At 58.6% G+C, this 12,367-nt stretch carries 13 protein-coding genes; 9 read left to right on the top strand and 4 right to left on the bottom strand.

Features of this window, described 5'->3' with window-relative positions:
- Window positions 1-115: 115 nt before the first annotated feature.
- Complete coding sequence (locus AC1DS6_RS36940) at window positions 116-835, bottom strand: FadR/GntR family transcriptional regulator (RefSeq protein ID WP_477104362.1); 720 nt, start codon at window positions 833-835, stop codon at window positions 116-118.
- A 147-nt stretch (window positions 836-982) separates the two neighbouring features.
- On the opposite strand from AC1DS6_RS36940, the gene AC1DS6_RS36935 reads away from it, so the two are divergent.
- Both AC1DS6_RS36935 and AC1DS6_RS36930 read left to right on the top strand, forming a co-directional pair.
- Complete coding sequence (locus AC1DS6_RS36935) at window positions 983-1,864, top strand: fumarylacetoacetate hydrolase family protein (RefSeq protein WP_477104361.1); 882 nt, start codon at window positions 983-985, stop codon at window positions 1,862-1,864.
- A complete protein-coding gene (locus tag AC1DS6_RS36930; protein WP_477104360.1) occupies window positions 1,861-2,646 on the top strand; it encodes an alpha/beta fold hydrolase in 786 nt (261 codons plus the stop codon). Before AC1DS6_RS36935 ends, AC1DS6_RS36930 begins: the two co-directional genes overlap by 4 nt.
- Here the strand turns inward: AC1DS6_RS36930 and AC1DS6_RS36925 are convergent.
- On the bottom strand, window positions 2,628-2,879 hold the full coding sequence (locus AC1DS6_RS36925) for a hypothetical protein (protein ID WP_477104359.1): 252 nt from the start codon (window positions 2,877-2,879) through the stop codon (window positions 2,628-2,630). The genes AC1DS6_RS36930 and AC1DS6_RS36925 overlap by 19 nt on opposite strands.
- Here AC1DS6_RS36925 and AC1DS6_RS36920 point away from each other — a divergent pair.
- From AC1DS6_RS36920 to AC1DS6_RS36905, 4 genes are all read left to right on the top strand, one after another.
- Window positions 2,856-4,025, top strand: a complete 1,170-nt coding sequence (locus AC1DS6_RS36920) for a metal-dependent hydrolase family protein (protein ID WP_477104358.1) — start codon at window positions 2,856-2,858, stop codon at window positions 4,023-4,025. The two genes, AC1DS6_RS36925 and AC1DS6_RS36920, sit on opposite strands and share 24 nt — an antisense overlap.
- 538 nt (window positions 4,026-4,563) lie before the next feature.
- Window positions 4,564-4,866 (top strand): outer membrane protein OmpK, encoded by a 303-nt coding sequence (locus AC1DS6_RS36915; RefSeq protein WP_477104357.1) that lies wholly within the window; start codon window positions 4,564-4,566, stop codon window positions 4,864-4,866.
- A gap of 158 nt (window positions 4,867-5,024) precedes the next feature.
- Window positions 5,025-5,624 (top strand): ABC transporter ATP-binding protein, encoded by a 600-nt coding sequence (locus tag AC1DS6_RS36910; RefSeq protein ID WP_477104356.1) that lies wholly within the window; start codon window positions 5,025-5,027, stop codon window positions 5,622-5,624.
- Between the two features lie 23 nt (window positions 5,625-5,647).
- Window positions 5,648-6,091: an SDR family NAD(P)-dependent oxidoreductase gene (locus AC1DS6_RS36905; protein ID WP_477104355.1), complete on the top strand. Its 444-nt coding sequence runs from the start codon at window positions 5,648-5,650 to the stop codon at window positions 6,089-6,091.
- 628 nt (window positions 6,092-6,719) lie between these two features.
- Here the strand turns inward: AC1DS6_RS36905 and AC1DS6_RS36900 are convergent.
- Window positions 6,720-7,772, bottom strand: coding sequence for a LysR substrate-binding domain-containing protein (locus AC1DS6_RS36900; protein WP_477104354.1), 1,053 nt, complete (start codon window positions 7,770-7,772; stop codon window positions 6,720-6,722).
- Between the two features lie 97 nt (window positions 7,773-7,869).
- Here AC1DS6_RS36900 and AC1DS6_RS36895 point away from each other — a divergent pair, with 97 nt between their 5' ends.
- The 3 genes from AC1DS6_RS36895 to AC1DS6_RS36885 all read left to right on the top strand — a co-directional run bounded on the left by AC1DS6_RS36895 (window position 7,870) and on the right by AC1DS6_RS36885 (window position 11,376).
- Window positions 7,870-8,856 carry a Bug family tripartite tricarboxylate transporter substrate binding protein gene (locus AC1DS6_RS36895; protein ID WP_477104353.1) on the top strand — a complete coding sequence of 329 codons (987 nt, stop codon included), beginning with the start codon at window positions 7,870-7,872 and terminating at the stop codon, window positions 8,854-8,856.
- Window positions 8,857-8,937: 81 nt separating this feature from the next.
- Entirely contained in the window at window positions 8,938-10,080 is a 1,143-nt protein-coding gene (locus tag AC1DS6_RS36890; protein ID WP_477104352.1) for a CaiB/BaiF CoA transferase family protein, read from the top strand.
- A gap of 69 nt (window positions 10,081-10,149) precedes the next feature.
- On the top strand, window positions 10,150-11,376 hold the full coding sequence (locus AC1DS6_RS36885) for a serine hydrolase domain-containing protein (protein ID WP_477104351.1): 1,227 nt from the start codon (window positions 10,150-10,152) through the stop codon (window positions 11,374-11,376).
- A 604-nt stretch (window positions 11,377-11,980) separates the two neighbouring features.
- Here the strand turns inward: AC1DS6_RS36885 and AC1DS6_RS36880 are convergent.
- The coding region (locus AC1DS6_RS36880; protein WP_477104350.1) for an HU family DNA-binding protein at window positions 11,981-12,367 on the bottom strand (387 nt) is incomplete at its 5' end.

Raw genomic sequence — 12,367 nt, 5'->3', positions numbered from 1 at the left:
TTCCGAAATACAACCGCCGTTCGCCACATGCGCTCCGAATGCCCCGCCTCGAAAGCTGGAAAGCACGCACCGCATCCATATCCTGCAGTAGCGACTCCGCGGTGCCCTGCGGGTGTCAACTTGAAAACAAGTTGTGCTGAATCTGACGCAGGTGCCCAGTCAACGCGTCGCTCGCAGCCTGTGCGTCCCGGTCGCGGAGTGCCTCAACAATAGCTCGATGTTGCGTCTCATATTCCTTGCGACGCTCGGGGGTCAGTGAGCGCTGCTTAAGACGGCCCCATTCCCCTTGCTCTCGCACGCGGTTCGTAAGCTCAAGAATCTTAAGGAAGAAAGAGTTGTGGGTAGCAAGAGCGAACGTCCGATGCAGTTCGCCATCCCAGTACTCAAAATCCTCGATGGTCTTTGCTGCCTTTGACCGGTCAAGGCACTCAACCATCTTGGCAAAATCTGAGCTGGTTGCGTTGCGGGCAATGAGCTTCGGCATGAGCGGTTCGATAAGCAGTCGCGCCTCCATCAGTTCCGCTGGACTGGTTTGGCTTGCCGAAAGCTCCTCGTCCTCCTCCGGCCTAACCGACGATGGAAATGACTGCGCCGCGCCAGGCCGCACAAAGGTACCGCTGCCAACCGATTGGGTAATTAAGCCGCGGTCTTTCAAGTCCTGAAGCACACGCCTTACGGCTCCACGTGAGGTTGCGAATTGCTCACTCAAGTGCCGCTCAGCGGGCAGCTTCATGCCGTCACCCATCCGGCCGGAGGCGATTTCACTTGTCAGATATGCGGCAAGCGCCTTGGCGCCAGCCGCGCGAACCGAGCCTTTGGCTTCGATTTCGTTCATCACTATCCCCGCATCCCCAGTGCTCGAATCCTAACGCAACAGTACCAATTGGTCAAGGCTCTGTAAATTTACGCTTGCAATCTACCCAATATGGTCCTACAGTTGAGTCTGCGCAAACCAATTGGGCAGACAAAGGAGACCACCCAGATGAAACTTGCAAACCTAGAATTGGCCGGCGAAAAGTTCATCGCCGTCGTGGATACGGGCACCTCGCGGTATTGGCCTGTGCAGTCGTTGATTCCCGAGTTCCGAGGCGACATGGTCCAATTGGTACAACAGTTCGACCAGTTTAAGGGCGACCTCCGCCGTCGCGAAGCAGGGATGCCTTTGGGCGATGCCAAGGTGCTGGCTCCCATCGACAACCCCCGCCGCAACATTTTCTGCGTCGGCAAGAACTATCACGAGCACGCCGCCGAGTTCCAGAACTCGGGCTTCGACAGCAGTGCCAAGAATGGCGAGCACGCGCCGGAAGCGCCTGTGTATTTCACTAAGCCGGCGTCGACCATCATCGGCCCGGGCGCAACCATTCCGCGTCACGTGGGCGTTACCAGCCAGCTCGATTACGAGGCCGAGCTGGGCGTTGTGATTGGCAAGGCGGGGCGAAGCATCAGCCAGGCCGACGCCATGAATTACGTGTTCGGCTACACGGTCATCAACGACTTCACCGCGCGGGACCTGCAAAAGCTGCACCGGCAGTGGTTCCTGGGCAAGTCGCTGGACGGCTTTTGCCCGATGGGTCCGTACGTCGTCACGGCGGACGAAGTCGACGGACAGAACATCGATGTCAAATGCTGGGTCAACGGTGAACTACGTCAGAACTCGAACACGTCGAAGCTGATTTTCGACATTCCGACGCTCATCGAGACGCTCTCTGCTGGCATCGAACTGCAACCGGGTGACGTCATCGCGACGGGCACGCCGGCAGGAGTCGGGATTGGCTTTACGCCACCCAGATTCCTTCAGAAGGGCGATGTGGTTCGCATCGAGATTGAAAACGTTGGTGTACTTGAGAATGAGGTGGGTGAATGACGACGATTCTAGTCAAAAACGTAGTTGTGGAAGTTGAGGGCGAAGGTCAGCCGGTGGTGTGTATCCATGGTCTGGCAGGTTCCTCGAACAACTGGACGCCGGTGCAGCCGGCCTTCGAGGGCATGAAGGTCATCCGACTGGACCTGCCGGGCAGCTCACGCTCAGAGCTTGCCGCTGAGCCGCTGTCCATCGACCTGTACGTCGAGACGATTGCCGCCGTGTTGGCGGAACTGCAGGTAAGCGGGGCGCACGTGGTCGCGCATTCGATGGGCACCATCGTAGCGCAACACTTGGCGGTGAATCATCCGGAACTGGTGAAGAGCCTGGCGCTGTTCGGTCCGCTGATTGAGCCGCCCGAGGCTGGTCGTGCTGGCATGAAGGCACGTGCAGCACTGTGCCGTGAGAAGGGTATCGTCGGTGTGCAGGAAGTGGCCGATGCCATCGTGAAGGGCGCGACCAGCGCTGAAACGAAGACCCAGCGCCCGGTAACCCTGACGCTGGTGCGCGAAAGTGTCATGCGTCAGACGGCCGAAGGCTACGCGCAGAGCTGCGAGGCCCTCGCGGGTGCCAAGGCAGCCGAGGTCGAGAAGATTGCCGTGCCAACTCTGCTGGTGACCGGCAGCGAAGACGGTGTCGGCCAGCCTGCGGCCGTGAAAGCGATGGGCGAGCGCATCCAGGGCAGCAAGGTGACCGTGCTTGACGGTTGCGGCCACTGGACTACCTTCGAAAAGCCGGCCGAGTGTGTGGCTGAACTGCTGGCCTTCTACAACACGGCCAAGTAATCAAGTAACCAAGTAATCCGCCAACAATGAGTGGAGGGGACATGAGCAAGATCGTATTCACCAATGTCAATATCTTCGACGGCAGCGGAGCTGACCCGTTCATCGGGCAAGTCCTTGTCGAAGGCAATCGGATTGCGAGCGTTTCGAAAGCCGGCGAAATCATCGACGCCCCTGGGGCCCAGGTAGTCGACGGCGGCGGAAAGTTCCTGATGCCGGGCATGACGGAAGCGCACACGCACTTCTCCTGGAATGACCAGCCCACGCTGAGCGCCATCCAGTTCATGCCGCCCGAGGAACACATTCTGTGGTGCGTGTGCGTGGCGAAGCGCTACCTCGAGATGGGCTGGACCTCGGCCATTGGTGCGGCCACCGCGAAGCCGCGCTTGGACGTGGTGACGCGCAACGCCATCAATGCGGGCGAGTTCCCCGGGCCGCGCTATCTGGCCGGCAGCCAGGAGATCACCGTCCAGGGCGGGCTCGGCGACAACACCCTGCCGCACCTGCCGTTCCCCGAACTCAGCTTCGGCGCTGTCGTGTCTGGTCCGGAGGAGATGCGCCGCACGGCTCGCATGTTCATCAAGTATGGCGTGGACCATCTGAAGGTGAATCTGTCAGGCGAATACATTGCCGGCATCCCGGCCGAAGCCTCGCCGTTCTCGGAGGAAGAGATTGCGATACTGGCTGCGGAAGCGAAGCGGGCTGGCAAGCGCGTCGCCGCACACGCACGCTCGGCCGAGTCGGTAAAGCAGTGCGTGCGGCACGGTATCGAACTGGTCTATCACGCCAGCTTCGCCGATGAAGAGGCGCTCGACATGCTGGAAGCGAACAAGGACAAGCACTTTGTTGCACCCGGTATCGGTTGGCTGGTCAGCACGATGTATCACGCAGAGCAGTGGGGCATCTCGACCGAGACCGCCACGAAAATGGGCTATGCGCGCGAGTTGGAAACCGCTTCCGAGACCCTGCAGAAGATGCACAAGCGTGGCATCCGGATTCTGCCGGGCGGCGACTACGGCTTCGCATGGATGCCCCACGGGACGAACGCGCGCGACCTGGAGCACTTCGAGAAATACATCGGCATGACGCCGAAGGAAATCCTGGTGGCGGCGACCAAGCTGGGCGGTGAAATCATGATGCAGCCCGACAGTATTGGCCAAATTGCTCCTGGTTTCTACGCCGATATGGTGCTGGTCGATGGCAACCCGCTGGAGAACCTAAAGGTGCTGCAGGAACCGGCGAAGATTCTGATGGTGATGAAGGACGGTGCCGTGGTCAAGCAACGCGGCCAACAGGAGTCGGCCCCAGACCTCTCCTTCCTGGCTGCCCAGTCAATGGAAGATGCAGGTACTGGCAAGGCGCAACGACCGGCCATTCATTGAGTCTACCTAAGCTCACTTCACATCACCAAACGAGTACAAGATTCTCGCTTGCAGGAGGTGCCAGCCAAAGACCGCTTCGAGTAGTACTTCCGTGAGGCAAGACCCGCGCTGCGCGGGTCCCTCTCGGAATACAAGCCACACTTTGCCGACAGCGGGGCGAGCGCCGAGGACGTTCCGAACTCGCATGCGACAGTAAGTCGTCGCATCGCAAAACTAGTCGCCAAAATTTATTCGCAATTACGGCACGTAATTCCAGAAACGATTTTTAATCGATTCGACTACCAAATGGCTTGTCGTTGCGGAAGATCTTTTGCCTTTCGCTTTGAATTTTGCTGTCTAAAAAATAATTATGTGAACTGGAAGAGATGGCGAAAATTAAATCAGTGATTTTTGGTTCATAAATTGTCGCTGGGCAGCTAGAAATTCCTGGAACATCAACCGCAGCAGATTTTTATGTTAATAGTTTTATCGTCATCGCAACAAATCAGGCGAAGCCGGATGCAATCTTTGGATATGTGGAACCAGCAACGAAAAGCTGATGACATATCAGTTCGAGCATTTTAGTGGACATAGCTGGGGTGACGTCTACTTCGATGCGGAGGCATATCAGGGAAAGAACGTCGGAACGCCTTTCGATACTGGTAAAAATTTCCAGAGTTTGATGGTATTGAACCCGAGACTATCGCTCGGAAAAACCACTGGGTATGACCTGTCGCTTGGCCCGATATCGGATGTTTCGCTCATCGCTCGCTGGGAGCTAGGAAGCTATCCGAGCAGCGACCATTTTCATTCCCAGAACTACGGCGTTTCATTAAACTTCAAGGTGCCAGGGTTTACTTAGTTCGAATCCGGCCTGCTTTACCGCAATACGCTCTGGCGCTCCGTTCTGATGTCGGAACCGGTAGAGCTATTCACGCAGCGCTTCCATTTCAACCTCCTTTCCCTCATCAGTGGTAGCGAGCACAACCGCACAGAAGTCTTCGAGCGGGGTGAAGCGCTATGGGAAATTGGAGGAAAGGCATCGTATCAGCTTGGTCTGCGCTGACGGTACTCGGTCGCAATGGCGCCGGAAAGTCGACATTGTGCCTTGCGCTCATGGGGATATTACCGGTAAGTGGCGGGTCAATCATGCTCGACGATGTGGAACTGGTCGGGAAGTCGTCGCACGAAGTTGCAGCCGCTGGCATCACGCTCGTGCCGCAGGGGCGTCGCGTATTCCCTTCGCTTACCGTGGATGAGCATATGCGTCTGATGGAAGGACGCCACCCGGGGAACTGGAACACGAATCGCGTGTACGACGCGCTACCACGTCTCGCTGAGCGAAAGAACAACTACGGTAACCAGTTGTCCGGCGGGGAGAAGCAGATGCTCGCCATCGCGCGCGCGCTTCTAACCAATCCGCGGCTCATGATTCTCGACGAACCGTCCGAGGGTCTGTCGCCGTTGATTGTCGAATCCGTACTTCAACTACTCGCCGATTGCCACAAAGAAGGCATAGCAATTCTCCTTGTCGAGCAGAACATGCGCGCTGGCCTAGCGGCAGCCGAGCACGTCGCGCTGACGCCGGTGTATCAGTGTTTACGCCTCTGGGGAGCGTGACTGGCCAGGAGTTCGACGACCAGGTGAGCCTCAATGTCGCTGCGCCCTTGTTCCTGACTCAAAGTTTGCTGCCAATGATGCGCGCACCTGGTGCGTCAGTTATCAACATGTCGTCGTACTTCTCCGACAAGCTGCTGTGGGATCGTCCATCTTGTGTCTACTCGCTCACAAAGGGTGCACTCAACTCGCTGACGAAGGCTATGTCATTTGAACTGGCGCCTCGGGGAATTCGCGTCAATGCAATTGCTCCAGGTACGGTGGATACCGCCCTACGACGAAATACGATTCGCGCTCTTCCTGGCGAGCAGCAGGCCAGGCTAGCGGAGTCGATTCCGCGCCTTTGCCCGCTCGGTCGCATAGGGACGGTGCAGGACCTCACAGGGATCGCAGTTCATCTTGCTAGCGACGAGTCGGCGTGGACTACCGGAAGCATCATGAAGGTGGATGGTGGCCTGTCGCTGACTTGACGTCCGCGATGAACGCCGAGCACCGAACTGACGGAGTTCGATGGGCCTGGGCGCCGCCAGTATGGTGCCGATCTTCTTTGTTGCAGCGTCGCGCCTGCCCGGGGTGGCCGTGGCTGAAGCCATCGCGCGCGTGGCGCGTTTCGCCCGGGGGCACCTGGTCGCCAGTGTCGGCCGGGGCATTTATTCCGCTTCGGTTGGTGCGGAAGCCGGCATCAATTCGGGTTCCCGGCAATCTGTCCATCGTCCGAGCCCTCGGCCTGGTGTTCATAGCTAGAGCTTCCTTTTCGCCCCAGCGTGAATCCGCTGGAAGGATTCACTCCCTGTTTTGATTACCCGCATGGGGGGCAGCCGAATTCCAAATTCAGTGACCGTTCGCGGTTGCGGATGAGACGTTTGATCGTCTGATTGACGGTACGGTCGGATGGCGCTTTCTGGCCGGCAGCGGCCATATGCCTGTCGTGGTAGCAGTCTCGAGATTCGTGATGATTTACATTCTTCAGTTTAGCGTTGCGGCAATCCATTGCCGCCGACCGATGAACCGATTCCTTTGCCAGGTGCCAACTATCCAGCCGAAGGTCACCTGCTTCGGGAAAGAGAGAGCTTCGTCCCGACACAAGGCACTTTCGATCTAATGTTTAGATCTGTCTGCAGCAGTTTTCTTATTCTGAGAGACCGGTGATGAATTTTTCCTCGCGCCTCCCTGAAGTTCATCAGCGTACGTTTTGAACGCGGCTTCAAGCGTCTTAACCACGGGCGGTGGTGTAACGTCCCGAAGCGTCATCAGGTTCACGTGGTTGGAAGGAAACTGCGCCCCGATGCGCAATTGACATACACGGCCAGAATACTGCCGAAAGGTGCTTTCAGGGACAGCAGCCAGCATGCGACTTGCGGATACCAGTCCGAGGCCGATGTGAAACGATCTCGTTACGACGCGTGCGGGCGGTGGTGTCAATCCGGCGCTCAGAAAGAATCTATCCAATGAGTGCCGATTTCTGCTGCCTTCTGGCGCACGAATCCAGGCTTCGTCCAGTAGTTCGTGGAGCTCCACGGAGCGGCGGCGGACAAGTGGATGGCCTGCGGCCGCTACGATGACGAGCCGCTCTTCCCAAAGCCTGGTTAGCTGGAAACGCTGGACATCTGTCGCGGCGGTATCGTGATCGAACATACTGACCACGCAATCGACGACGCCGTCACTCAACATCTTCAGCAGTTCTCCGACGGTACCTGTCTGCACTTCGATACGCGGCAAGTCGCCGGCGACCTCGAGCTTGCCTACTACGCTGCAGATTGCCTCGATACCAACAAGCGGCAGAATGCCAATTCTCACGAGCGGTAGCGCTATGTCCGCATGGAGGGAGGCCGTAGCGGCATCGAGCGCGCTTAGCGCCACTCGCAGCCGGACAAGCACCTGAGCGCCAGCCGCATTCAGGCGGCCACCTCGATGCAAACGCTCAATCAGCGAGCGGCCAAACGCTTCTTCAACCTCCCGCAACATGATCGTTGCGGCTGGCTGGCTCACACCAATGGCAGCCGCGGCCGCCGTTAGCGAGCCGGTCAGGTCAATGTGATCGAGCAGTTGCAAGTGGCGGACCCGCAGGCGGCCAAGCTTTCCATTCCGAGGTGTTGAACGCGGGTCATCTTCGGGCAACCCGTAGTCGGGATCAGTTCTGTTCTCTGCCATATTTAATCATGATGCTTCGATCAGACTATCATATTTGATTTTTATGGGTGGTGCCGATACGATTTTCCTTACGCAGAACAACTACCGGAGACCGCACGTGAGCAAGTCAACGAGCGTCAATCGCAGGCAATTTCTTGCCTCACTGAGCGTGGCTGGCGCCTACGCCGCATTTCCCGCCATAGCTCAGCCGAAGTTTCCGGCGCGGCCAATGCGGATTGTGGTTGGCTTGCCCGCCGGAGGAGGCGCCGACGTTGTTGTGCGGCTGATGGGCGTACAGATGGAGAAGAGCCTTGGGCAGCCAGTGGTTGTCGAGAACAAGCCTGGCGGCCTGTATCAACTTGCCGTGCAATCTGCGTTGTCGGCACCAGCGGATGGCTACACGCTTCTCTACGTCAATTCCAGTTTCGTCGCAGTGCAAGCCGTGCAAAAGCGGTTTGACCTCCTGAAGGACTTCCAGCCGCTCATCAAGACTGGAGAAACACCCGGCGTGCTCGTCGTCAACCCGAAATCGCAGTTCAAGACGATCAGGGAGTTGGTGAGCTATGGCCGAGCGAACCCCGGCAAGCTCACTTACGGCACGCTAGGGGTCGGCAGCTACGAGCACCTGAGCCAACTCGCCTTGGAGCGCGCGGCAGGTTTTCGCGGACTTCCGGTGCCATACAAGGGCGGCCCGGAAATGGTCAATGCAGTCATGGCTGGCGAAATTGACTTCACACTCATCAACGTTTTCACGGCAATGCAGTTTGTTCCTGCCGGCAAACTACGATCACTGGCCGTGCGGAACAGCGAACGCATCCATTCGCTGCCCGACGTTCCGACACTGGATGAGGCGGGAATCAAGTTGCCCCTTGGGCGATTGTGGAGTGGCTATGTGGTCCGTGCGGGAACCCCGCTCCCAATTGCGGAGCGCCTGCGGCAGGAGATTGCGGGGGCGTTGAATGCACCTTCAGTGGCTCAAGCGATCGAGGCTACCGGGCTGGTACGTACCTTGAGCAAGAGCCCGGATGAATTCCACAGGTTGATCGAGGGCGATTTGGCCGCGATGACGGAACTCGCCAGACTCGTCGATGCATCCAAGCGCTGAGCTGTTCTTCTCGTTTCCTTTGGGGCAGTACTTCATTGGCGTTATGGCGCTTGCCGATCCTTTCCCTAGCCGGAGTTCATCATGAGATTTTCGGATCGGGCAGCAGCGCTGCCTGCCTCCACTTCGCCCCTGCATGGCATCGTTGTGTTGGATTTTTCAAATGTAATCGCGGGCCCGTTCGCGACATACTACCTCGTAGCACTAGGTGCACGTGTCATCAAGGTTGAGAACCCTCATCGCGGAGATTCGCTCCGCAACAAACCACAGTCGTTTGCGTCGCTCAACCACGGCAAGGAGATAGTCGAACTCGATCTGGCCACGGAATGCGGTCAGGCACGTGCGTGGGAATTGTTCGCAGAGGCAGATGTTGTCGTGGACAACATGCGTCCCGGTGTTCTGGATAAGTTCGGATTTGGTGAGGCGGATATGCGCGCTCGCAAGCCTGAACTGATTCATTGTGCCATCAGTGGCTATGGGCGTCAGAGCCAGTGGGCTGATTGCCCCGCCTATGACCACGTCATCCAAGCCGCGTCCGGCATGTCGCTGCTGACTGGGGCACAGGGGGACGGGCCGATCAAGGTGGGCTTCCCTGTGGTCGATAGCGCCACGGGCATCTTGGCCGCCCTTGCCGTGCTGGCGGCCATCCGGCGGCGCGACCTGACTGGGCTTGGCGAGAGCATTGATGTCTCTATGTTCGGGGCTGCACTCCAGTTGATGTATCCGATGACCGTGGATGTGATGGCCACCGGCAAGGCTCCCGCGCGAGTAGGCAACGTCGGGTACTCCGGTAGTCCGGGTGCGGAGACCTTTCGCTGTCAGGACGGATTCCTGGCGGTGGGAGCAAATACGCCGCAGCAGTTGCTGGGGCTGGCGAGCGTGCTAGGCATTGAGGAGGAGGTTAAGCCGCTGCTCGCCGGGCAGACTCGCGGCTTTGTCGACGCGGCGCAAGGTGATTCACTGCGCGCGTTGCTGCATGACGAAATGAACCGCAGATCTGCCACAGATTTGGAGACGCGCCTGAATGCGGCCGGTGTTCCCGCTGCGTGCGTACGCGATCTTGGAGAATGTGTTCAAGACGCCATGACCTATAACCTGATCGAACCGTGGATCTTGCCTGATGCCGATGCGGTAAAGGTACCAGGCCTCGGCTTCAGGGCACGTGGACTGTACGGCGGTGGAAACATGCCCTACCCCTCGGCTGGTCAGGAGATGTCTGAGGCATGAGCACTCGCATGGTCACTATGAAGATACATGGTAGTGGATCCCCGCACAACCGAGCCTAAAAGGAATCCCGTGCAAATCGACAACCCAAATATTTCCCCGAAAAGTCAGGGGATCATGGTCGGCTTCCCGCCTCCTGCGGACAAGCGCGTCACGACAAGCAATTGCTACCAGCCGGAAAACATGGGGTGGAGAATCCAGAACCCGTCTCGCTTGTTTCCTTCCGCCCGCATTTCTCGGGGAATCGAGCCAATCTCTCCGCTGCCGTGGGGCGATGTGCTGGCTTTGGAGTCACTCCCGGTCGACACCGGGGATGGACAGACCCTGTCGATGCAGGAAGTGCTTTGCCGCACAGGGGTAGACGCAATGCTTGTGATGCACCGAGGCAATGTCGTCTACGAAGCTTATTTAGGGGACATGGATGCCTCTACGGTCCATTCAATGTACTCATGCACAAAGAGTGTCGTGGGCTTGCTTGCGGAGACACTGATTCACGATGGGATCCTGGACGAGACGAAGCCGGCAAGCGCCTATGTGCCGGAGTTGCGTATGTCCCCTGTAGGCAGCGCAACCTTGCGGGAACTGCAGGACATGCGTGCAAGCTTCATGTTCTCCGACAAGCCCAAAGTACCGGGGCAGGTTCAAGTGGACTACATCATGGGCCTGGGCTTCATCCCCAGGCCTGCCGACTATACCGGACCAAACGGCGTCTATGAGCTTCTGAGTGCCGCCAGACCGATGGGCGAGCACGGCGGAAGCTTCCGCTATGACAACGGCAGTACGGACGCGTTGGGGTGGATCCTCCGCAAGACGACTGGGCAAAGCCTGGACGCACTCATCAGCTCCCTCATTTGGTCACATCTCGGCGCGGAGCGCGACGCAAGTATTTCCATCGATGCCGGCGGTACCGAATGGGCCGCGGCAGGCATGAGCGCGATCCTGCGCGACTTTGCTCGGCTGGGAGAGACGCTACGTTGCTTCGGTGCATTTAACGGGCGACAGATTCTGCCAGAAGCTGTGTACCAGAGCATCCGGCAGGGCGGTGATCGTGAAGCTTTCGGTGACGGAGGTGGCGGCGGCATTGGCGGTGGCTCCTACCGCAGTCAAATGTGGTTCTACCACGACCGGCACGATTCCTTCGCCTGCCGCGGGCAGTATGGGCAGCGCCTATGGATCGCGCCGAACGCTGAGACCGTGGTGGCGCAATTCGCCGTTGATCCCACGCTGTCTGCCATGGAGCCGCTGCGCCTAGCGGGATTCCAGACTATCGCTGATGCTCTTCTAGAGCGGGTGTCCTGACGATCGGTGATTTTTCGCTCGTCTTGCGCAACAGTGCGCATAATGCAAAACAAAAGAAATACACCGGGAACGGGAGACAAAGAGAGTGAAACATACCTGAGCTCCCAGTCATGTTCCGGCACACGCTGCCGGAGCATTGAGGGTGCAAACGAGCAGGTGTGGCAGCCCTATGTGCGCACCAATATCTGGTGCGATTGGGGTGCCCAGGCAACGACGGTATTTGATGGCGTCAACCAGGTTCCGCTGTCGCAGCAGACGACGCGCATGGATATCGCGGCTGCTTTACCGCCAGGGGTTGATACCCCCATGAACCCGTATGGTCGGTTCGGCTATCCTTGCGAGCTCACCGCTAGTCTCAGCGAATCACAATTGCGTGCTCTCACAGGTGTGGGTCCGCTAACTGGGGCGGAGCCGCCATCCGAATGTCCGTGTTGGGCTGTCGACCGGAGACCGTTTATGGCCGATCTCGGCCGTCCGCCTGCCTTGACATCCACCCTGCTGACCCGTCGTTCGGGGCCCGCGGAAAGGGGCCTATTCTCTTGCCAGCCGGGGTCGAAAAAAATGGAGCCTCGCGGGCTCCATTCGTTCAACAGGTCGGTACGCCTTACAGGGCGGCGTCCTTCAGCTTCTTCAGCGGGCGGACCTTCACCTTAACGGTGGCCGGCTTGGCCGCGAACCACTGGTCCTCACCGGTGAACGGGTTCTTGCCGAAGCGCTTCTTGGTCGCCGCCACTTGCAGGGCAGTGACCTTGAGCAGGCCAGGGAGCGTGAACTCGCCCGCACCCTTCTTGTGCACCGCGCTCAGGACCATGTTTTCCAGGTGGGCCAGCACGGTCTTGACGGTCTTGGCGTCGAGCTCGGTCTGGGCGACCAGGTGGGCCAGCAAGCTCGCCTTGGTGAAGGTTTCCTTCAGCGGCTTCGCCACCGGTGCAGCCGCAGCGGCCTTCTTTGCCGGTGCTACTGCCTTCTTGGCCGGCGCTGCCTTCTTGGC

Source organism: Cupriavidus sp. 05L310, assembly GCF_056398185.1.
This window is presented reverse-complemented; position numbering and strand designations above follow the sequence as displayed.